The organism is Christiangramia pacifica (genome assembly GCF_057221535.1).
On sequence record NZ_CM170146.1, the window covers coordinates 3247251 to 3269404 of the forward strand.

At 38.0% G+C, this 22154-nt stretch carries 17 protein-coding genes, 1 tRNA gene and 1 pseudogene; 10 read left to right on the forward strand and 9 right to left on the reverse strand.

Annotated features, from left to right (window positions below; all coding sequences use genetic code 11):
• Window positions 1-55: 55 nt before the first annotated feature.
• From AC2S94_RS14915 to AC2S94_RS14940, 6 genes are all read right to left on the reverse strand, one after another.
• Window positions 56-229 (reverse strand): hypothetical protein, encoded by a 174-nt coding sequence (locus AC2S94_RS14915; RefSeq protein WP_484629349.1) that lies wholly within the window; start codon window positions 227-229, stop codon window positions 56-58.
• 765 nt (window positions 230-994) lie between these two features.
• A complete protein-coding gene (chrA, locus tag AC2S94_RS14920; RefSeq protein WP_484629350.1) occupies window positions 995-2341 on the reverse strand; it encodes a chromate efflux transporter in 1347 nt (448 codons plus the stop codon).
• Window positions 2342-3064 (reverse strand): superoxide dismutase, encoded by a 723-nt coding sequence (locus tag AC2S94_RS14925; protein WP_484629351.1) that lies wholly within the window; start codon window positions 3062-3064, stop codon window positions 2342-2344.
• 311 nt (window positions 3065-3375) lie between these two features.
• Window positions 3376-3720 (reverse strand): PepSY-like domain-containing protein, encoded by a 345-nt coding sequence (locus AC2S94_RS14930; protein WP_219548567.1) that lies wholly within the window; start codon window positions 3718-3720, stop codon window positions 3376-3378.
• A gap of 74 nt (window positions 3721-3794) precedes the next feature.
• Window positions 3795-5060, reverse strand: coding sequence for a sensor histidine kinase (locus tag AC2S94_RS14935; RefSeq protein ID WP_219548569.1), 1266 nt, complete (start codon window positions 5058-5060; stop codon window positions 3795-3797).
• Entirely contained in the window at window positions 5057-5740 is a 684-nt protein-coding gene (locus AC2S94_RS14940) for a response regulator transcription factor (protein WP_219549672.1), read from the reverse strand. The genes AC2S94_RS14935 and AC2S94_RS14940 overlap by 4 nt, the downstream gene beginning before the upstream one ends.
• A gap of 505 nt (window positions 5741-6245) precedes the next feature.
• On the opposite strand from AC2S94_RS14940, the gene AC2S94_RS14945 reads away from it, so the two are divergent.
• On the forward strand, window positions 6246-6539 hold the full coding sequence (locus tag AC2S94_RS14945; protein ID WP_219548572.1) for a hypothetical protein: 294 nt from the start codon (window positions 6246-6248) through the stop codon (window positions 6537-6539).
• 1570 nt (window positions 6540-8109) lie between these two features.
• Window positions 8110-9372 carry a group II intron reverse transcriptase/maturase gene (ltrA, locus tag AC2S94_RS14950; protein ID WP_484628882.1) on the forward strand — a complete coding sequence of 421 codons (1263 nt, stop codon included), beginning with the start codon at window positions 8110-8112 and terminating at the stop codon, window positions 9370-9372.
• 570 nt (window positions 9373-9942) lie between these two features.
• Here the strand turns inward: ltrA and AC2S94_RS14955 are convergent.
• Together AC2S94_RS14955 and AC2S94_RS14960 are read right to left on the reverse strand one after the other, a co-directional pair.
• Window positions 9943-11157 carry a site-specific integrase gene (locus AC2S94_RS14955; RefSeq protein WP_484629352.1) on the reverse strand — a complete coding sequence of 405 codons (1215 nt, stop codon included), beginning with the start codon at window positions 11155-11157 and terminating at the stop codon, window positions 9943-9945.
• 215 nt (window positions 11158-11372) lie between these two features.
• Window positions 11373-11447 (reverse strand) — tRNA-Pro (locus tag AC2S94_RS14960).
• A 123-nt stretch (window positions 11448-11570) separates the two neighbouring features.
• Between AC2S94_RS14960 and AC2S94_RS14965 the strand changes: the two genes are divergently transcribed.
• The 8 genes and pseudogenes from AC2S94_RS14965 to AC2S94_RS15000 all read left to right on the forward strand — a co-directional run bounded on the left by AC2S94_RS14965 (window position 11571) and on the right by AC2S94_RS15000 (window position 20968).
• Entirely contained in the window at window positions 11571-12764 is a 1194-nt protein-coding gene (locus tag AC2S94_RS14965; RefSeq protein WP_484629353.1) for a PQQ-dependent sugar dehydrogenase, read from the forward strand.
• A 5-nt stretch (window positions 12765-12769) separates the two neighbouring features.
• Window positions 12770-13246, forward strand: coding sequence for a c-type cytochrome (locus tag AC2S94_RS14970; protein ID WP_484629354.1), 477 nt, complete (start codon window positions 12770-12772; stop codon window positions 13244-13246).
• A gap of 136 nt (window positions 13247-13382) precedes the next feature.
• Window positions 13383-13997, forward strand: a pseudogene (gene udk / locus AC2S94_RS14975) (uridine kinase); the annotation flags it as partial.
• Window positions 13998-14016: 19 nt separating this feature from the next.
• Entirely contained in the window at window positions 14017-14331 is a 315-nt protein-coding gene (locus AC2S94_RS14980; protein ID WP_484629355.1) for an FtsB family cell division protein, read from the forward strand.
• 37 nt (window positions 14332-14368) lie between these two features.
• Complete coding sequence (locus AC2S94_RS14985) at window positions 14369-15772, forward strand: methylmalonyl-CoA mutase subunit beta (RefSeq protein ID WP_484629356.1); 1404 nt, start codon at window positions 14369-14371, stop codon at window positions 15770-15772.
• A gap of 11 nt (window positions 15773-15783) precedes the next feature.
• A complete protein-coding gene (scpA, locus tag AC2S94_RS14990) occupies window positions 15784-17916 on the forward strand; it encodes a methylmalonyl-CoA mutase (protein WP_484629357.1) in 2133 nt (710 codons plus the stop codon).
• A 20-nt stretch (window positions 17917-17936) separates the two neighbouring features.
• Complete coding sequence (locus AC2S94_RS14995; protein ID WP_484629358.1) at window positions 17937-18818, forward strand: SDR family oxidoreductase; 882 nt, start codon at window positions 17937-17939, stop codon at window positions 18816-18818.
• 179 nt (window positions 18819-18997) lie between these two features.
• Window positions 18998-20968 carry a M16 family metallopeptidase gene (locus tag AC2S94_RS15000; RefSeq protein ID WP_484629359.1) on the forward strand — a complete coding sequence of 657 codons (1971 nt, stop codon included), beginning with the start codon at window positions 18998-19000 and terminating at the stop codon, window positions 20966-20968.
• Here AC2S94_RS15000 and AC2S94_RS15005 read toward each other — a convergent pair.
• A protein-coding gene (locus AC2S94_RS15005) for an IS3 family transposase (protein ID WP_484629360.1) occupies window positions 20951-22083 on the reverse strand; the annotation gives its coding sequence in 2 pieces (ribosomal slippage) (window positions 20951-21822 and window positions 21822-22083; 1134 coding nt in all). The two genes, AC2S94_RS15000 and AC2S94_RS15005, sit on opposite strands and share 18 nt — an antisense overlap.
• Between the last annotated feature and the right edge of the window lie 71 nt (window positions 22084-22154).

A 22154-nucleotide genomic window follows, 5' to 3' on the forward strand; every position in this document is an offset into this window, starting at 1 on the left:
TAATGGAATGATCTAAAGATAACTAAGCCTGTTGAAATTCAGCAGGCTTCTTGTTTCAATCTGTGGGATTTTGACTTATTACAGGATAAAATTTCTTATGACCTAGCTGAAAAAAACCAAGATGGAAAGGATAGCTCGTCCAGTCTGGAGTAACAATACTTAATAAACACACATTATTGCTGTGATTGATTTTCAATTCAAAATTATCAAGATCTTTACTTAGGTCCATGTTTACTCTTTTCAGCTGCACTGAAATCTGCCTATGAATAGAAGAGTTGAGAAATTTTAAGATCTCCCGGCCGGTAATAGTTTGATAATCCAAAGTATAGAGAATAAGCTTATCAATTTCAGAAACTTTTAATTAATTCCCAAATCGAAAAGCATTGATAATGTAAGTTTTATATTAAGATTTTATAAACTGGAAATCGTTTAGGATCTAATAATCCAGTTTTTTTTTCAATGAAGTCTGCTCTGTATGAATCTTAGAAATTATGTACCATCCCAGTAATTTTGGGCTTTCTTGACTTTGAAAATTTCAGATGGAAATAGTTATTTATTTAGCAAAAAAGAAAAAACCTTGTTAATCATATGATCAACAAGGTTTTAGTTCTATTCGAAATTTGTCTTTGTCGGGGTGGCAGGATAATTTATTTTTGTACAAACGCCCTAACCACAATACTTTCACTGTTAACTATTTTGATGTTTCACCGAATGATTCACCAAACTTCATAAAACAAAGAGAGTTCATTTTATTTGCTCGCCTTTGTGGTATAAAGATATGATTTTCTATAAAATAGCCCCTTCAAAAAACTACTTTTCCGAGTCTCTACTATTTTTCTTTAAAGATGCTAATGGACAAGATTTAGAAGTTAGCCGGACTGCATAAGCCGGGCTTCTCCTTCACCCTTTTATAAGTCCTTAATTGAGTTACTTTTTAATTTGAAACATCCATTTTTATTGCCGCTTAGATGTTGGATTAAATTTTTCATTAAAGCTAGTTATTAAAGATGAAGAAGTAAATTATTCCTGACAAAATGCTCACAGCAATGGTTTTTAGCATGTCCCATTTAAGGATGAAATAAACAAATGCAGCAATAATTCCAATTACCATTGAAGGAATATTAATGGTTTCCCATTTCGGAATTAACCATCTTATTCCGTATGAGTGGCTTTCATTTACTCGTCCAAAAAGTGTATAGATAGCAAACCAAACCCCAAGATTGAGTACAACGCCTACGACTGCAGCCGTAATTCCTGACAAGGCAGTGGTTAGGTTTTTATTGCCCCGGAGGTATTCAATATAGGGTGCGCCGGTAAATATAAACAGGAAGCAGGGAATAAAAGTTGTCCAGGTCACCAAAAAGGAAGCTAAGATGCCGGCCATAAGAGGATCCATCGTACCAGATAAGCGATAAGCTCCCATAAACCCAACAAATTGAACGACCTGGATGAGGGGGCCCGGTGTTGTTTCTGCCATTCCCAGACCGTCCAGCATTTCCCCACTTCTTAGCCAGCCATAATCTTCCACTGCTTTTTGAGCAATATAGGCCAAGACTGCATAAGCTCCTCCAAACGTAACCACTGCCGTTTTACTGAAAAATATCCCTTCTGAGAAGAAAATGTTCTCCGTTCCAATCCACATGGCGATCAGTATCAACGGTAGTGCCCATAAACTTAAAAAGAGGAATATGGTTTTCAGGCTTTTTACAAGAGACGGCTTTACCGGCTGGATATAGCTGTCTATATAAAAGGCATTATCTTCATCCCTTTTTTCTCTATGTCCCTTTATTACATGAAATTTTTCTTCCCAAAGTTTTCCGCCTATAAAACCTATTAACCCAGCAGCCAGAACAATATAAGGAAAGTCGATCTGGAAGAAAAAAATAGCGATAAAAGCGAGTACTGCCATACTCACCATGACCTCATTTTTTAGGGCTCTTTTCCCTATTTTGATGACTGCACCAATAACGATGGCCAATACAGCAGGTTTAATGCCAAAAAAAATGGCTTCTACAATTCCTATATCCCGGTATGCTGCATAGAGAATACTAAGGATTAATATGGAGATAAAACCTGGTAGGACAAATAATATCCCCGCAACCAGTCCTCCCTTGTTTCTGTGAAGCAACCAGCCGATATAGGTAGCTAGTTGCTGTGCTTCTGGTCCCGGCAATAACATGCAGTAATTGAGAGCATGTAGAAAACGGCTCTCACTGATCCACTTTTTTTCTTCTACCAATATTTTATGCATTACTGCAATTTGCCCAGCTGGTCCTCCGAAACTGTGGATAGCTACTTTCACCCATACTCTCAGGGCTTCCTTGAAAGGTAATTTTTCCAATTATCGAAGTTTAATGGCGGTGTTATATCTATCTGCTACATTATCCCAATCAATAATATCTAACACAGTATCTACAAAATCTCCTCTTTTATTTTTATGCTTTAAATAATAGGCGTGTTCCCATACATCTATTACCAAAATAGGAATAACCCCCCATTGTGTTAATTTTTGATGGTTTTCACATTGCAAAAGTGTAAGGGACTGTGAGTAAGGCTGATAACCTAAAATACCCCAACCACTGCCCTCAACACTTTTGGAAACTTTGGCTATGTATGCTTGGAGTTTATCAAACGAACCAAAATCTTTTTCTATCTGTTTTAATAAATCTGCTTTTGGCTGGGTTTTTTTATTGGTCAGGTTAGTCCAGAAAATAGAATGAAGTAAGTGGCTTGAAAAATGATAGGCTAATTTCCTTGTCCATAAATCGACCATTTCCATTTCACCAGACTTAAGGTGCTTTTTAATATTGTCGAGATCTTTATTAGCTCCTTTTACCGCTCCACCATGATGAAATTCGTAATGTAGATGCAGAGTTTCTTCATCCATATGAGGTTCCAGAAAGGTTTTATTGTAAGGTAGCGACTTCTGAATAAAATTACCATTGTTATCTACTAATTTATCAATACCATTTTCATTCACACCTCGAGAAAAAACGTTATTAACGGGGAGGATAGTTGCACTACCCAATATTGTTGAATTTTTTATAAAATCTTTTCGGTCCATTTGCATTTATATTTAAAAGTTAATTAATGATTTTTCTGGCCTTATTTTAAAATAGAATACTAAACTCCAAATTCCGGGATCTCATTGCCAAAAAACGAACAGCAATGGGCATAGAAAGAAAAATTTGAATCTAATACGTATCAAAAGTAACAAGGAAACATATTCAAGTATTTCTTCTTATTTTTCCTCTTTATTAATCCAGAGGATGGTAAAAGATTAAGAGCTGAGATCTACACAAGTCGAAATTCTTCTTGGCAGCCCTCAGCTTCTATAAAAGGTCTGAAATCCTTTAGATTTTATTAGTTGAAGCATTATCGATGATCATCTTCACCATCTTTGTGGCTTTTCTCTTTTTTGAGCACTAATTTTCCTTCCGGACTAAAATAAAGTTCATAATAGGTTTCATCTTCGTTTTCGACCTCAAGCTCATACATAGTGCCCTTATTGGTCTCAACCTTTTCCACCTCCTCTATTTCCCATTCGGCGTATTCCGAGTTCTTAAAAGCATCCTTTACGGCTTCGGGTAGTTCAGAGAACTCAATGGACTTTTCACTTAACTCTTTGATCTCCGATTGGGCAGTTGCTGTAGCCACATTACCTCCTATAAAAAGTAAGGAGAATAATAAAATGCGAAATAAATTTTTACTTGTTTTCATAACAATAAGATTTTAAAATTAAACATTTATTGAAATTGAAATTTAAAAAACAACTCTGTAGAAATTTTGGAGAATCAGAAATATATTGTGAAAATGTGTTGATTCCCTTCGAAATTATATTTTAATTTCCAATTACTTTTATCGGCAATTTTAAAAGCAATTGATAACCCTAAGCCCCAAGATTCAGGATTATTAGAAGATTTATTAAATCTTTGGTACAGCCTTTTTTGACTTATACTTTTTTGATTGCCAGAATTGGTAACAACCAATTGTTTCTTGTCTAATTTTATGTCTACCATTCCATCTTCGACATTATGTAAAAAGGCATTTTTAAGCAAATTCTGGATGAGGATTTCGGTAAGCATCTTGTTTCCTGAAATTACAACCCTTTTTCTTATATTAATTTTCATTTTAATATTCAGGATATTTTTCTGTTCGTCATAATATTCCAGGGATCTGCCGATTATTCCATTGACATTAACCTCGTCCGTCATCAGGAACTGACTATTTTCTATTTTGGCCAGCAGTAAAAGGGTTTTGTTCAGTTTTTTTAGCCGTTGCGTAGAGCCAATGATACTGTCTACAATAGCTGCTTGTTCTGCGGTTAACGTGGTTCTGCTCACTAGCGCTTCCAATTTTGACTGAATTATGGATAAGGGTGTTTGCAATTCATGGGAGGCGTCTTCTATAAACTGCTTCTGATTTTCAAATACCTCCTTGTTTTTCCGGGTCAGCTCATTAACGGCTTCATTTAGCATCCGAAACTCATCTATATATGTAGATGGCAGTTCTTGTAGTTCCTGCTTATCCAATCGGAAAAGCCGAATTTTTTCGAGTATTCCAAAAAACGGCTTCCATATTTTTCGTGAGATAAAACGTTGGAATAAATAAAAAGACAATACTAACCCCAAAAATAAACTTCCGAGAGTAATAGCGATTGTACTGATCATTTCTGCCGCCTCCAGGTGGGGCTTTATTATTTCCAGCCGGTAATGTTCACCTTGTAATTTCGCAAAAGTGGTTAGTTTGCGGTATTCATCGAACTCATTATCAACAGGCTCATAAATAAGAGTGTCGGAGTAACTTTCGTAACTTTCCTGGAACACAGTTTCTGCAACAGTATAAAAAGTAAAATCGTCTAGCGGGTTGTCTTCTTTAAATGGAGCTTCAGGATTTTCTTCAAGATAAGCCAGCAGGTTGTCTTTGCGGTTATACAGTACTTCATCCACATTCTGAAGTACGTTCCAATTTAGTACCAGGTAAAACAATATTGAAAAAATCCCGAACAGGATCAGGAAAAAAAGTAATTGAATGCGGGAAGTGTAGGTAAGTAGTTTCATAAAGACTTAATTTGATAACCAATACCATAAATATTGCTTATTTCCACCTGTGCCCCGGCATCTTTTAATTTACGTTTTAGGTTTTTGATTTGAGAGAATAAAAAATCAAAACTCTGTGCCTCATCTACATAATCTCCCCATATATATTCTGCCAATGAAACTTTGGTAAGTACCCGCTTGTGATTACTAATCAAGTGAGTGAGTATTGCATATTCTTTTTTAGTCAGAGAAAGTTTACTTTCAAGTTCATTGACTCCCACAATGTACTGATCTGGTTCGATTATAAGGTTTGAATAACGAACCAATTTATTAGTCTTAAATTGTTTCCTTCTGATAATTGCCTTTACACGGGCATTTAGTTCTGAAAAATAGAAGGGCTTAGTCAAATAGTCATCCGCCCCCAAGCCCAGTCCTTTTATTTTATCATCAAGGGAATTACGAGCAGAAAGGATAATTACTCCATCGGTTTTATCTGTTTTATGGAGAGCTTCAAGTAAATCGAACCCACTTCCATCAGGGAGATTGATGTCTAGGATAATACAATCATAATCATAGAGATTGATACGCTCAGCACCATCCCAATAATTGCCTGCGGTATCACAAGTAAACCCTTCCTCTATGGCAAAATCTTCAAGGCTTTTTAGCATTTCAGGTTCGTCTTCTATTATAAGCAGTTTCATAATTCCAAATTACAGAATTAATTCTGTAGAAATATTGCAAAGGATACTTTTGAAATTTTAATAACAATCAATATGTTTCTAGAGCTGTAGTTTTATATGCTTCCATTAATCCTGGAGCTTCGGCTGTTCAGATTAAAAATGCGATCTGAAGTGCTGCACTACCTACTTCTTTAAATGCCAAAATCTTATGACTTTAACAAAGTCCTATGTGGTAATTTTTGCCAAATAATACTTTATCATTCAAAAAAAGAAAACAAAGCAAGATGTGTCATTGTCATGACAATCTTGCTTTGCGCCCGGAGGTTGCAAAGAATAATTTGTATCTTTAAAATCACGGTAAACTTTTAATAAAGTTTATTCCACAAAGGGTCACCCCCCAAGTGGAATTAAAAGGGGAAATGCAGGTAAAAGCGTCATTTCCCTTTTTTCTTAACAAACTGCTCCTATTTCAATTCCAATCATAAAATTTATTATATTTTATAAATCACCTTAAAAACCAGTAACTATGGAATTTCAGAAATTAGAAGATGCGGTCTATATTCCTAAAATTAAAGGCTCTCCATTGGCAGATAAAGAGCATATTGAGTTTAATTATTATTTACACACCAAAACTCATGGAAATAAGGTAGACCTTGATTTAACCACTAAACTTTGTGATAATAAGATGGAATATAAATGCAAAAGCAGCTATCGAATTCCGATGGATCAAATCGAAAACTGTGTAAAAGCTAATTTGATTGATCATATGCGTACTTTGGGAATGAAAAGAAAGAATATTCCCAAATCCTTAATGCCATGAATGGAAAGGTAGTTTATTTAGCGACCAAACATTTCATAGTATTAGTTCGATAGATAGGGGGCTTTGATTCTACTAATTCTGATGTTTGGTTTCCACAATAAACATCTCTTTTTTCATTGCGACCATCGGGAGTAATCAAATATTTGAATACTAAAAAAGGGCCGTGACTGCAATAACAGAATTAACCCTTTTTTATCTTTGATTTTACTTTAAATGTATAATAAATAATATTTGAAAATTACTAGCAAAAAGTTAAAAGAGAAAACACTATTTACTTTTTTCATCTTGAGCATTTTCCGTTTGCTGTGAAAAAAAATACTGTAGATCAGGATGAACTGGTTTTTATTTATTTCTATTTACTTCTTCCAGCGCCATCGCATTACCTTTTGATGCTCCTAGCTTCAAGCTTTAAAATTATAGAGGAGCTATAAATAACAGAGTGGTTTATGGGCTCCGGTTAATTTTAAAGTTTGTCATTTTCGCATCGAAAGATAAGGTGATGAAAGAAGATAAAGAATTCTGAAATCCTGATCGGTGAATTTTAGTTACCGCCTAGTGAACTTAAAAAAATCTTTTTGATATTATTCTTTCAAACATTTAATAATCTAAGCTTTTTGGCTCGTGTCCAGGACAATTAGGAATGAACCTCTTTTGCTGAAACAGAGCTATTGGTTTTTTAGAAAACTCCAGGCCTACTTGCTTAATTGAAACCTTTTTTGGGCAAAATGGATACTATTTCATTATATACTGGCTATAGCCTTCCTTATTTTATAGGTCTTTTCAGATGGGTATATCCACTTGGGTGGATATACTATAGGATAGTTTAACTTATAAAACACTGAACAACAAATATTTATGAATTTAAGGAATCGAATAACATCGCGTAGCGTGTTACCGTCTTGCTGTGCGTCCTTAGTTATCCGGGGAGCACGAATGTTGAAGAACGTTCTTTGAAAACGGATAACATAACTTTAATTGTGATGGTAGCTTTCTTAGAAGAAGCAGAAACGAGCTGATCAGTTTCATCAAACTTAACATCAGAGGACTCACACACTTTATTCCAGGAAAGATTGACCTACCGAACAAGCTGTCCAGACGGATTGTTCAAACCGGCTTGTGGTGCTCGCCTTAAGGGGTTGGGTACTGAGCGACAAGTATACTATCTATTTTTAAGAATGGGTAATAGGTGTGAATAAGCGGAGTTGAACGCAAGTGAACCTTTATAGACATGTCGAAAATAACTTTTATGATGTCCAAATCAAGGAGGAGCAGCTCCAAGAGAGCAGGGTGCAACGGGGAATCTGGTTACTGGTTGCATGGCATCCGGCATATAGAAGGCAAGACCCTTATTCGGGCGCAATTAAGGAAAAGGAGAACCAGAATGCAGGTGAATGAAGTGAAAACGGTGAAAGCCAAGGACGGAAAGCCGGAAAGTAACGATACTGCAATTCTGGGACGGATGAAGCCGTAGTAGCGTACATGCTCCAGGGAACCAAAGCTATAAACTTTGGCCAGTGAAGGGCTTCACTTGATACGTTTATTTATTGCATGACAACTTAAAATTTTAAGGATGATCTTTAATGAAGAACACAAAACATTACCGATTAACAAGTCTCAGGTACAACGGGCTTTTAAGAAGGTAAGATCGAACCGGGGCAGTCCCGGTGTGGACGGCCTCACGATAGAAGAGGTGGATAATAACCTCAGGAAGTACCTCTATCCATTATGGAACCGAATGACTAGTGGAAGTTATTTTCCAAAACCAGTCAAAGAAGTTCTGATTCCCAAGGGAAAAGGGAAGATGCGGCCTCTGGGTATTCCAACCATTATTGACCGGGTAGCCCAGCAGGTTGTGGCCACAGCATTGGAATCATTGGTAGAAAACGGTTTTAGTCCAAATAGTTTTGGATACCGGCCGGGTAAGTCTGCCCATGATGCCATTGGCCAATGCCGGAAACATTGTTTTCGTTACAGTTGGGTGATCGATCTGGACATCAAAGGATTTTATGATAACATCGACCATGAACTATTATTAAAGGCGGTAAGTCACCACACACAGGAGCGATATATTTTATTGTATGTGAAGCGCTGGCTGAATGCCCCGGTTCAGAAGGCCGATGGATCAGTCCATAATCCAAAGGGTAAAGGCACTCCCCAAGGTGGGGTGATCAGTCCTGTACTGGCCAATATCTTTATGGACATTGCCTTTGATAAATGGTTTGAACGCCATTATCCTAAACTTCGATTTGAGCGGTACGCTGATGATATTGTGATCCATTGCTACCACCAGAAACAGGCACACGATGTGTTAAACGACATTAGAAAACGCCTGTCTGAGTGTAAGCTGGAACTACATCCGGATAAAACCCGGATAGTTTATTGTCGGCGCAATCAAAAGAGACGCTCAAAGGGAAAGGTGGCTTATCAAAGTTTTGACTTTTTAGGCCATACCTTTAAGCCGAGAATAGTCCGCAAAAGCGGAAAGCTATTCCTAGGCTTTACTCCAGCGATGAGCCAGAAGAGTATCAGTCGAATAAACGAGGAACTCTTTCGTTTAAACCTCCATAGACGGACGCAATCTTCCATAGAAGATATTGCCCGGCTGGTCAACTCCAAAATCAGGGGTTGGATCAGATACTATGGAAAGTTCAGGCTCTCCGGGATGGGTATGCTCTTTAGAGCGTTCCATCGAAGATTGGCCAAATGGCTGCGTAATAAATATCGTAGATACCACCGCAAACCATGGACTGCCTCAACGAAATATCTTCGAAGCCTGTCAAAGGATTATCCAACGCTCTTTGAGCATTGGAAATATCCATGTCTGAGGCCTTAATGCTATGTTTTGATCAAGAAGAGCCGTATGAATCGAGAGGTTCACGTCCGGTTCTGAGAGAGGTTTAGGGGTGAGATTCCCCTTTACCTACTCGACCTTCGATTTCGTCCCGCGGGCGGGACAAAATTTCATACAGGTTGGTTTGTACCAACTGCTTTTTTGAAGGATTTAAAAATCCCGTTATTACTTTTTTTTTTGAGTATTGTGCCTTCTTGGAAATTTTCGTGGATATCACTCGCGCATAAATCTGGGTTGTTACTATTTTGATATTCCCTAAAAGTTTAGATACTCCATAAACATCTCATTTTCTTAATCCGCTCATCGGAAATAATCAAAATTTAGCCCACATATATTGTAATTAGCACGGAATTAATATATTAAGCTAATCCTAAATTGACAATACTAATTGGTAAAACGGCAATCGTCTCCATAAGAAAGAACTTAATTGCGACTTCAAATTATCATATGTCCAAACTAAAGATTGTACATTATTTATTTCTTATAATTGGTATAATTATGTCCCTTTTAGGATTAGGGCTATTTTTATACCTACTTCAAAGTCAATCATCTCTATTTTAATTTCTTTTTTAAACATTCCATATCACTGGATATTTTGGAATCAATCACCCTGGCATAGATCTGCGTAGTCGATAATTTAGTATGTCCTAATAACTTGGAAACCGTTTCAATTGGCACCCCATTAGATAAAGTTATGGTGGTGGCAAAGGTATGCCTGGCAGAATGAAAGGTTATAGTCTTTTTTATTTTCAGTTGCTGCATCAACTCTTTCAGGTATTTATTGACCTTTTGATTGGAACAAACAGGAAACAAATAATCACCTGATATAATTTGGTCCTTGTATTTATCTAATAAGATTTGCGCCTGGGGGAGTACAGGCACCTTTATAGTTTCTTTTGTTTTTTCCCGTTTGGTATAGATCCAGTTACTCCCATCAATTCCTTTTACAATCTGATGAAGGGTTAATTTTTTAATATCAACATAAGCAAGCCCCGTATAGCAAGAGAAAACAAAAATATCCTTTACTTTTTGCAAGCTACTTCTGGTAAATTCGGTCGTCTCTAATATTTGAAGCTCCCGTTTATTGAGATACTGCCGTTCATTCTTCTCAAACCGGAATTTAAAGTTGTCAAATGGATTTTTTACCAGCCATTCCAGTTTAATAGCCAGGTTGAGCATCTTTTTGAAGCGTTCCAGGTGTTTCATGGTACCATTATTCCCACAGGTTTTGCGTGAAACTTTTGCCGAATAATTGCGTAAGAACTGTTCAAAGTCCGTTACAAACCGGTAATTGATCTGTTTAAGGTTAATATCATTGCATTTCAGTTTCTTATTTAAAAACTCTTTTAAGTAAGTTTCGGTCGTATAATAGTTTTTGAGGGTGCCGGGTTTTAATACATTCTTCATATTAGTATTATGATATTCCATCAGTTCCAGTAAAGTTTTGTGATGTTCATCCTTCCCATAGAAACGAGCTTTGATAGTCTGGGCGGAGATAACTTTATTCTCTGACGAGAGCTGCTTATGGCAGTCTAACAGCTTATTGTAAACCTGGTCTAAGTACTGGTTTAGAATTCGTGATTTTGGAGCGGTTCCCCTGGCGCGTCCTTTTGAGGTATCCCATTGATTCACCGGAATTGATCTTTTCAGACTAATTTCGGAGCGTTTTCCATCAACAGTAATTCGGGCATAAATAAATAATTTCTTGGTCTCATCATGATGTTTTCGGACAAAGAATAATACGGAAAAGGTAGTGTAATCAGGCATTTCAAGCGTCTTTTATGAAACAATCAGTTCGCAAAGACGAAAATCAAACCAGCTCAAATGCCTTAGGAAGTTACGGAATTATTTGTAAAAATTGATTCACCGAATGATTCACCAGACTCATGCTTTTAAATGATATTATTTGATATCCCTAAAAACAAAAAACACTGAAAATCAAGAGATTAACAGTGTTTTGTTTCCACTTATTAGGTGGTTCGTCGGGGTGGCAGGATTCGAACCTGCGGCCTCCTGCTCCCAAAGCAGGCGCGATAACCGGGCTACGCTACACCCCGAGATGGCTTTTAAACCACAATTGGGCGGCAAATATAAGAATATTTAATCTCTCACAATGAAAACTTTTAATTTTTTATATCTTAGTTTACTTAATCCCTATTTTAATTAAAAATTGCAACGCTATGAAAAGAATAATACTGGGTATGGGAGTCGTTTTTAGCCTCTATGCCTGTGGTGATAACGACAAAACTACTGATACAGCCAAGGTTGAAGAAAACAGTCAGGAAAATACTGAAGAAACTACTGATGCTCCAACTGAAGTTCCTGATCCTATAGATGCGGAAAGTTCAGATAAATATTCTTACGAAATGGTTGTGGAAGGTCTCCAGATTCCGTGGGGATTCACCTTTCTGCCAGACAACAGTATGCTAATAACTGAAAAGAATGGAGATATCATTCATTTCAAGGATGGAAAAAAGACTCAGGTTCAGGGTGGACCAGAAGTTTATGATCGTGGACAGGGTGGACTTTTAGATGTAGTTCTGCATCCAGATTATGAAAATAACGGATGGATCTATTTCTCTTATGCTTCGACTGAAGGTGAAGGTGATGGTGGTAATACCGCCATTATGAGAGCTAAACTTGAAGGCAATCAATTAACTTCAAAAGAAGTTCTTTACAAAGCCTCTCCGAATACTACCAAAGGTCAGCATTTTGGATCAAGAATCGCTTTTGATAATGAAGGTTACCTTTATTTCAGCGCTGGAGAACGCGGAGAAAGAGATGTAAATCCTCAGGATATTACCAGGGACAACGGTAAGGTATATCGACTGAATGATGACGGCTCTGTTCCATCAGATAATCCGTTTGTAGGACAGGAAGATGCTGTGGAAGCCATATATTCTTACGGACACAGAAATCCACAGGGAATGATTTTAAATCCTGAAACCGGCGAGATCTGGGTTCATGAGCATGGTCCAAAAGGAGGTGATGAAATCAATGTTGTTAAAAAAGGCGAAAATTATGGTTGGCCTGTAGTAACCTATGGCGAAAATTACAGCGGTACTCCAATTACCGATGAACGATCCCGCCCGAACATGAAAGATCCTATATTTTACTGGCTTCCGTCTATCGCTCCAAGTGGATTTGCTTATGTGACTTCAGATAAATTTCCTGAATTAAAGGGCAATCTTTTAGTAGGCTCCCTTAAGTTCCAATACCTGGAACTTTTAGACCTAGACGGTAAAAAGATCACAAAAAGAACTAAATTGCTGGAAGATTCAGGTAGAATGAGAGATGTGAGACAGGGTCCTGACGGAAATATCTATGTAGCCATTGAAGGTAAAGGAATCGCAAAATTAACCAACAACCAATAATTATTATGAAAAAACTGCTATTTGTATTCGGACTTGCAGCAGCTATGGTAGCTTGTAAATCTGACAAAAAAGAAAACGACGCAGAACAGGAAGAAGACTCTTATGTAATTCCATCTTCCGAAAAATCAAGTTCACAAACTCCGCTAAAGGCAAGTATTGTTCGCGGGCAAGAGGTTTATTCAGACCTATGTGTAACCTGCCATTTACCAACAGGTAAAGGAATTGCCGGCACCTATCCCCCACTTGATGGCTCCAACTGGCTTACCGAAAAACGTGAAGAAAGTATTCGCGGTGTGAAATATGGAATGCAGGGGCCTATTGAAGTGAATGGTGAAAAATATGACAATATTATGACTCCAATGGGATTAAGCGATAAGGAAGTTGCAGATGCTATGAACTATGTGATGAATTCCTGGAGCAACAATATCGATGATATGGTAACTGAAGAAGAAGTTGCCGCTATTCAGAAAAAAGAAGAATAAAATTCTTAATATAATAGAAAGCCCGATTGTTAGCACAGTCGGGCTTTTTTATTTACAGGAAATTTCATTTTTCAGCAAATGGCATCAGATTCCTCCAAAAATTTTTAAAAACTAATATTACCTTTGCGCAAATTTCAACTCTATGCTTATAATTGGTATTGCCGGTGGTACGGGAAGCGGAAAAACCACGGTAGTAAATCAGATCATCGAAGAACTTAAGAACGAGGAAGTAGATGTTATTTCCCAAGATTCTTACTACCAGGATACTTCTCACCTTTCTTTTGAAGACCGTAAAAAGATAAATTTTGACCATCCAAAATCTATCGATTTTGACCTTTTAGGCGAGCACTTAAAAGAATTGAAAGCCGGTAATTCTATACAACAACCAGTTTATTCATTTAAAGAACATAACAGAACCGGGGAAACCTTAGAAATTCATCCTAGAAAAGTAGTGATCGTGGAGGGAATTCTTATTCTTACGCATCCTGAAATTCGTGAATTATTCGATATCAAGATCTATGTTCATGCAGATAGTGATGAAAGACTTATTCGTAGATTAAAACGCGACATCGCTGAAAGAGGCCGTGACCTGGAAGAAGTTTTATGGAGATATCAAACTACGCTGAAACCAATGCATCAGCAATTCATAGAACCAACCAAAGAATTTGCTGATATCATCATTCCTACAAATCGCTACAATACGGTTGCTGTTGATATCGTTCAAACTATAATCAAAGATCGCTTAACCTAATTTTGTATCTTTAAAGCGTATGAAATTTAAAGACCTGCGAAAAAAACCCTGGTTCAGGTTTATCAGTAACAAATATGTACTGATAAGTCTCGTATTTGCAGGGTGGATGTTTTTCCTAGATACCAATTCATGGTTTATTCATCATGAACTGGATGAGGAAATAGACGAATTGCAGGACAATAAAAATTATTATCAAAAGGAAATTGCGAAAGACAAAGCCATCATTGAAAAGCTTCAGGATTCGGTAGAACTTGAAAAGTTCGCCAGGCAGAAATATTATATGAAAAGGCCCAATGAAGATATTTACATTATTGAATACGATACGATAAACTAGAATTTTCGCAAAACTTCCCGATCTAAACCAACTAATAATGAAACAATTGTTATTTCAGGAATTTGAAGAAGTTTCTGCAAAACAATGGAAACAAAAAATCCAGGCCGATCTTAAAGGTGCCGATTATAACGAGAAGCTCATTACCAAAACGCTTCATGGCATCAATATAAAACCTTTCTATTCTTCAGAAGATATTGAAGAAACACTGAAAGTTTCAAATCCTGCCCATTGGAATATCTGCGAAAAGATATATGTGGTCTCAGCGGCTCAGGCCAATGAAAAAGCGCTTCAGAAACTTCAGAAAGGAACAGAAGCGATCTGGTTTATTTTACCCGATCAAGAAATCGATTGCGAAGAACTATTGAAAGATCTTCCAGGCGGAATTTCCATCTATTTAAAACCAGAATTCCTGGATGCTGAATTTGTTCTCAAGCTGGATAAACTTGTTTCAGAAAAGGATCTGAACGTTTATCTACAGACAGATATTATTGGTAAACTGGCCCGTTCTGGTAACTGGTTTGACAATATGAATGCTGATCATGAACAATTAGACAGGATCGTTCAGCAAACTAACCATTTAAAATCTATGGTTAGTATAGATCTTGCCCTCTATCAGAATTCTGGTGCGAACATTCCGCAGCAACTGGCTTATTCGATTGCCCAGGCTACCGAATACCTAAATCATTTTTCTGAACTAGGACTTTCTAATGAACAAAAGACTAATTTCAAATTTCAGTTTAATGTTTCAGTTGGTTCAGATTATTTCTTCGAAATATCGAAGATTAGGGCGTTACGCTGGTTATTCGGAACGATTGCACAGGAATTCGGTTTCAATACCACTTGTTATGTTATCGCACAGCCAACGAAACGAACCAAAACATTATACGATTTCAATGTAAATCTATTGCGAACCACTACCGAGAGCATGAGCGCGATCCTTGGCGGGGCTGATGCCATCTGCAATATGCCTTATGATGCTATATATCATAAAGACAACGAGTTTGGTGACCGTATTGCTCGAAATCAGCTACTTATCATGAGAAATGAAAGTTACCTGGATAAAGTTGGAAATGTTTCCGAAGGCAGCTATTATATTGAATCTATCACGCGACAATTAGCTGAGAAAGCACTGGATATCTTCAAAGATATTGAAAAAGGCGGCGGACTTTTAAAAGAATTGAAAGCTGGAGTTATTCAGAAGAAAATAAAAGAAAGTGCTCGGGAAGAGCAGGAAAAGTTTAACCGTGGCGAACTCGTGTTAATAGGGACCAATAAGTTCGAGAATCCTGAAGACCGGATGAAAGATGACATTGAGCTTTATCCATTTCTGAAAAAGAACCCGAGAAAAACCTTAATTGAACCTATACTGGAAAGAAGGCTGAGTGAAGAGCGCGAGGAGAAGAGACTTGAAGAAGAGAAACAAAGCCAGCCAACCCAATAAAATTAAGATTCATGCAACGCAAAGATCTTCAAAATATAAACCTAGCCGATAAGGAATTCTCTAGTAGAAGGCCAGACTCGGAAAAGGAAACTTTTATGACCCCGGAGGAAATAGAGATCAAAACCTCCTATTCTAAAAAAGATATTTCAGAAACAGAACATTTAAATTTTGCTGCAGGTATTCCGCCCTATTTACGCGGACCCTACAGCACGATGTATGTAAGCAGGCCATGGACGATTCGTCAGTACGCCGGATTCTCTACGGCTGAAGAAAGTAATGCTTTTTACAGAAGGAATTTGGCTGCAGGCCAAAAAGGACTTTCGGTAGCATTTGATTTACCAACACATCGTGGTTACGATTCAGATCACGACCGTGTAGTTGGGGATGTTGGAAAAGCAGGTGTGGCGATAGATTCTGTGGAGGATATGAAGATCCTTTTTGACCAGATTCCGCTGGATAAAATGTCGGTTTCCATGACCATGAACGGTGCCGTTCTGCCAATCATGGCTTTTTACATCGTCGCTGCCGAAGAACAGGGCGTAAAACCGGAACAGCTTTCGGGAACTATTCAAAATGATATTTTGAAGGAATTTATGGTTAGAAATACTTACATCTACCCTCCTACTCCTTCTATGAAAATCATTTCAGACATATTTGAGTACACTTCTCAAAATATGCCAAAATTCAACAGTATCAGTATTTCCGGTTACCACATGCAGGAAGCAGGTGCAACTTGTGATATAGAACTGGCATATACTCTGGCTGACGGGTTGGAGTACATCAGAAAAGGACTGGATGCCGGAATGGATATAGACAGTTTTGCGCCAAGATTATCTTTTTTCTGGGCGATCGGGATGAACCATTTTATGGAAATCGCCAAGATGCGTGCCGGTAGAATGCTTTGGGCGAAAATCGTGAAACAGTTCAATCCTAAAAATCCTAAATCTTTATCTCTAAGAACCCATTCACAAACTAGTGGCTGGAGTTTAACCGAGCAGGATCCGTTTAATAATGTGGCTCGCACCTGCATTGAGGCTGCAGCTGCGGCTTTCGGCGGAACCCAGAGTTTGCACACCAATGCCCTGGATGAAGCAATTGCTTTACCAACAGACTTTTCTGCCAGAATCGCCAGGAATACACAGCTTTTCCTTCAGCAGGAAACAAATATCACCAAGACCGTAGATCCATGGGCTGGAAGTTTTTATGTTGAAAAACTTACGGAAGAGATTGCTCAGAAAGCCTGGAAACTTATTGAAGAAGTTGAAGACTTGGGAGGAATGACAAAAGCTATTGAGGCTGGAATTCCTAAAATGAGAATAGAGGAAGCAGCTGCCAGGAAACAGGCAAGAATAGACAGTGAAACCGATGTGATCGTTGGAGTAAATAAATACCGCCTTGAGAAAGAGGATGAACTGGTAACGCTGGAAGTAGATAATCAAACTGTAAGAAAACAGCAGGTTGCCAGGCTGGAAAAGATCAGAGCTGAGCGTAACGAGGAGAAGGTTCAGGAAACTCTGGAAAACCTTCGAAAAGCTGCTAAAAATGAAAATGATAATTTACTTGCGCTAGCGGTAGAAGCTGCCAGGGAACGAGCTAGTCTAGGCGAGATCAGCGATGCTCTTGAAGATGTTTATGGCAGATATAAAGCAAAGATCCAGTCTTTTAGCGGGGTATATTCAAAAGAAATGAAAGATAATAGTTCATTTAATAAAGCCAGGGAACTGGCAGACAAGTTTGCAGAGATGGAAGGTCGAAGACCTCGTATCATGGTAGCAAAAATGGGTCAGGATGGACATGACCGAGGTGCTAAAGTTGTTGCAACTGGCTATGCCGATCTAGGTTTCGATGTAGATATTGGTCCGCTATTCCAAACGCCGGCAGAAGCGGCGCAGCAAGCTGCAGAAAATGATGTTCATATTTTAGGAGTTTCCTCTCTTGCTGCCGGACATAAAACGCTTGTTCCACAGGTTATTGAGGAACTAAAAAAATTAGGAAGAGAAGATATCATGGTGATCGTGGGTGGCGTGATTCCATCTCAGGATTATCAGTTTCTTTTTGACGCAGGAGCGGTGGCAGTATTTGGTCCGGGAACCAAGATCAGCGATGCAGCAACCCAGCTTCTGGAAATATTAATCGACGAATAAAGACTAAAACCAACCAATATATGGACTTAAAGAAAAAAATGCTACGTGACGACGCCCTTAAAGGAAAAAATATCATCGTGACCGGTGGAGGTAGCGGACTCGGCAAATCAATGACCAGATATTTCCTTGAATTGGGAGCAAAAGTTGCCATCACCTCTAGGAATCTTGAAAAGCTTCAGAATACTGCTAAAGAACTGGAAGAAGAAACCGGTGGTAAATGTTTTGCTGTTCAATGCGACGTTAGACATTATGACCAGGTCGAAGCTATGCGTGACGACGTAGTTGAAGAGTTTGGTTCCGTAGATATTCTTTTGAACAATGCTGCAGGAAACTTTATCTCTCCCACCGAAAGATTAAGTGCCAATGCCTTTGATACGATTATCGACATTGTGCTTAAAGGGAGTAAGAACTGTACACTAGCTTTGGGTAAACACTGGATCGATAAAAAAGAAGAAAATAAAACTGTTCTTAATATTGTAACTACCTATGCCTGGACAGGTTCTGCATACGTAGTACCAAGTGCAACTGCTAAAGCAGGGGTTCTGGCCATGACCAGATCTTTAGCTGTAGAATGGGCTAAATACGGAATTAGATCTAACGCGATCGCTCCAGGACCATTCCCAACTAAAGGTGCATGGGACAGGCTTTTACCAGGTGATCTTAAAGAGAAATTTGATCTTGCTAAAAAAGTACCTTTAAAAAGAGTTGGTGATCACCAGGAACTGGCGAACCTTGCTGCTTACCTGGTTTCAGATTTTTCAGCTTACGTAAATGGAGAGGTTATTACTATCGATGGCGGCGAATGGCTAAAAGGCGCCGGACAATTCAATCTACTGGAAGCAGTTCCTGAAGAAATGTGGGATATGCTTGAAAATATGATCAAGTCTAAAAAGAACGGCTAGTAAGTACAAACTATTAAGTCATAAAAACCGGACCGAATCCTAAAAAAACAGGATTTGGTCCGGTTTTTATTTTATAGCGTACCGTTAAATTTTTTCATTAAAAAAAGGCCAGTTTTATGAGAATATTTCTTAAAAATCCTATCTTACAAGCATATTTGATAACACCTATATAAATTTTTATGAAAAATTACTTTACCAGTACCCTATGGGTATTATTTCTGGTTGTATCTAACTATGCTTTTGCCCAAACCAAAAAAGCAGATAAGATCCCGACAGATCCCAATGTAAAAATTGGCAAGCTGGATAACGGACTTACCTATTACATTAGAAACAACGGGAAACCGGAAGACAAATTAGAATTAAGACTTGCCATAAAAGCGGGTTCTATCCTGGAAACCGATGAACAACAAGGCCTCGCTCACTTCATTGAGCACATGAACTTTAATGGCACCAAAAACTTTGAGAAAAATGAATTGGTAGATTACCTGCAAAGTATTGGAGTAAAATTCGGAGCAGATTTAAATGCTTATACCAGTTTCGATGAAACGGTATATATTTTACCAATCCCAAGTGACGATCCAGAAAAATTGGAGGGTGGATTCACTGTTCTTGAAGACTGGGCGCATAATGCGCTTCTAACCGAAGAAGCTATCGACGGTGAGCGTGGAGTGGTAATGGAAGAATACCGTCTTGGTCTTGGACCAGATAAGCGAATGATGCAGGAATATCTGCCTAAGGTTATGTATAATTCAAGATATGCTGAAAGATTGCCTATTGGTAAGAAAGATGTTATTGAAAATGCAGATTATGAGACCATACGTAGTTATTATAAAGATTGGTACAGACCCGGTCTAATGGCTGTAATCGCCGTTGGAGATCTGGATGTTGAAACTATAGAAGAAAAGATAAAATCTCATTTTTCAAATCTTGAAGCCAGAGAAAATCCGGTGGAAAGAAAAGAATATGGAGTTCCTAACCATGATGAGACATTTGTAGCCATAGCATCAGATCCTGAAGCTAACTTTAGCAGGGTTCAGATCTATTATAAGGATATGGAAGAAGCTAAAGATGTGGTTACCATAGACGATTATAAGGAGCAATTGGAGCAGAATATGTTCTCTACCATGATCAATAACAGGCTGGAAGAACTGGCTAACAGCCCTACTCCACCTTTCACCTACGGATATTCTTATTATGGCGGAACTTACTCTCCTTTAAAGGACGCTTATCAATCATTCGCCATGACCGGTGAAAATGACCAGCTAACTGCCTTAAAAGCTCTGGTTACTGAAAATGAGAGAGTAAAAAAATACGGTTTCAATCAAAATGAATTTGAACGCGCTAAGCAGGAATATTTAGCGAGACTGGAAAAGCAGTATAAGGATCGTGATAAGCAGGAAAGTAATAGACTTGTGAATCAATATGTTTATAATTTCCTTGAAAATTCTCCTATCCCGGGAACCGAATGGACTTATGAGTTCGCTAAGGAAAACCTGGATGACATAAGCCTTGACAATATCAACGCGCTTATCAATGATTTTATCCATAATGAGAACAGGGTTATCGTGCTAACCGGTCCTGCCAAGGAATCGATCAAAAAAATAACCGAAGAGGAAGTTCTGGCGGTATTAAAAGAAGTGGAAAATTCGGAGATCGCCGAATATGCTTATGAAGATGTTCGTGAAAACCTGATCACCGAAATGCCTGCTGCCGGAAGCATTAAGGAAGTAAAGACCAACGAAGAGCTTGGTTTTAATACACTTATACTTAGCAACGGCGCAAAAGTGGTTTACAAAAAGACAGATTTTAAAAATGATGAGATCCTATTTTCAGCCTATAGCAAAGGAGGTACTTCCCTTTATTCAGATGAGGAATTTCAGTCTACCGTATTTGCCAATGGCGGATTAACCGAAGCAGGAGTTGGAGGTCTGGATAAGAATGAGCTCAACAAAATGATGAGCGGTAAAATCGTAAATGTAAGACCAGGTATCGGTACTTATTCTGAAGGTTTCAATGGTAGCACTACTCCAAAGGATTTTGAGACCATGATGCAGATGATACATCTCTATTTTACAGACCTGAATAAGAATGAAGAGGCTTATAATTCTTTCGCTACCAAGTGTAAGCTCCCCCTAATTAGAACTGCTTGATGATATAAAATTATTGTTTTTGATTTTATCTGTAGTTGCTATTAGAGAATTAAATTCTGCATATTCTATTGGAGCCATTTTTCCTAATGCATCGTGAGGTCTTTGATTATTGTAATCATCCATCCATACCTGTGTTTGTTCTCGTACCTGATCCAGATCTTCAAAAATGTATTTATTTAAAACTCCTCTTCTATAACTTCCATTGAATCGTTCAATAAAAGCATTCTGTGTAGGTTTTCCTGGTTGGATATATTGGAAGTTGATTCCATGCATCTGACTCCATTCTGAAGCTATTTTAGCAATAAACTCAGGACCATTGTCCATTCTTATTTTCTGAGGTTTTGTTCTTCGATTAATTAGGTGGTTTAATACCCAAATAACTCTATTGCTGGGCAAGGAAAAATCTACTTCTATGTGAAGTGCCTCCCGGTTATAATCATCAATAATAGTAAAGGCCCTAAACCTTCTTTTATTATCCAGGACATCTGTCACAAAATCCATACTCCAGGTATGATTAAGGGTCTCAGGTACTTCTAAGGGTTCTTTTACTCTTGCTGGTAATCTTTTCTTCACTTTACGCCTTAAGCTTAAGCCAAGGTTTTTATAGACACGATAAACTCTTTTATGGTTCCACGGCTTTCCTTCCTTACGCAGTCGCTCATAAGCCATCCAAAAACCTTCCTCACTATACTTCTCTGCCTTTTGCTGTAAGGCTTCTTCTATGGGTTTATCATCTTTAGGGAGAGGTTTATAATAAAACACACTCTTGCTCATTTTTAAAACACGGCACGCCCTGCTTATACCGTAATGAGCAAGTTCTTTAGCTATGGTTCGCTTACGGCAAGGCTTTAGAGCTTTTTTTCGATGATCTCTTTAGCCATCTCATGATCCAAAGAAAGGGTGGCATACATTTGCTTGAGTCGACGATTCTCTTCCTCAAGTTCTTTGAGTCGCTTAAGCTCTTTGCCATTCATTCCGCTAAAACGTTCTCGCCATTTGTAAAAAGCAGCGGTGCTTACACCATATTCACGACTGATCTCGGCAGCTGTTTTACCGTTATCGAATTCTTTGAGGATCTTAGAGATTTGCTGAGGGGAAAATTTACTTTTTTTCATACTGTTTAAAATTAAGAGTTATTCTACTTTTAAACAGTTCGGTTTTAAGGGAAGCTTACACAAGCAAAAGA

Bases quoted from the DNA above. Each gene is read 5' to 3' on its own strand.
- AC2S94_RS14915 (WP_484629349.1), bottom strand. From the start codon at position 229: ATGGACCTAAGTAAAGATCTTGATAATTTTGAATTGAAAATCAATCAC.
- AC2S94_RS14925 (WP_484629351.1), bottom strand. From the start codon at position 3,064: ATGGACCGAAAAGATTTTATAAAAAATTCAACAATATTGGGTAGTGCA.
- AC2S94_RS14930 (WP_219548567.1), bottom strand. From the start codon at position 3,720: ATGAAAACAAGTAAAAATTTATTTCGCATTTTATTATTCTCCTTACTT.
- AC2S94_RS14935 (WP_219548569.1), bottom strand. From the start codon at position 5,060: ATGAAACTACTTACCTACACTTCCCGCATTCAATTACTTTTTTTCCTG.
- AC2S94_RS14940 (WP_219549672.1), bottom strand. From the start codon at position 5,740: ATGAAACTGCTTATAATAGAAGACGAACCTGAAATGCTAAAAAGCCTT.
- AC2S94_RS14945 (WP_219548572.1), top strand. From the start codon at position 6,246: ATGGAATTTCAGAAATTAGAAGATGCGGTCTATATTCCTAAAATTAAA.
- ltrA (WP_484628882.1), top strand. From the start codon at position 8,110: ATGATCTTTAATGAAGAACACAAAACATTACCGATTAACAAGTCTCAG.
- AC2S94_RS14955 (WP_484629352.1), bottom strand. From the start codon at position 11,157: ATGCCTGATTACACTACCTTTTCCGTATTATTCTTTGTCCGAAAACAT.
- AC2S94_RS14965 (WP_484629353.1), top strand. From the start codon at position 11,571: ATGAAAAGAATAATACTGGGTATGGGAGTCGTTTTTAGCCTCTATGCC.
- AC2S94_RS14970 (WP_484629354.1), top strand. From the start codon at position 12,770: ATGAAAAAACTGCTATTTGTATTCGGACTTGCAGCAGCTATGGTAGCT.
- AC2S94_RS14980 (WP_484629355.1), top strand. From the start codon at position 14,017: ATGAAATTTAAAGACCTGCGAAAAAAACCCTGGTTCAGGTTTATCAGT.
- AC2S94_RS14985 (WP_484629356.1), top strand. From the start codon at position 14,369: ATGAAACAATTGTTATTTCAGGAATTTGAAGAAGTTTCTGCAAAACAA.
- scpA (WP_484629357.1), top strand. From the start codon at position 15,784: ATGCAACGCAAAGATCTTCAAAATATAAACCTAGCCGATAAGGAATTC.
- AC2S94_RS14995 (WP_484629358.1), top strand. From the start codon at position 17,937: ATGGACTTAAAGAAAAAAATGCTACGTGACGACGCCCTTAAAGGAAAA.
- AC2S94_RS15000 (WP_484629359.1), top strand. From the start codon at position 18,998: ATGAAAAATTACTTTACCAGTACCCTATGGGTATTATTTCTGGTTGTA.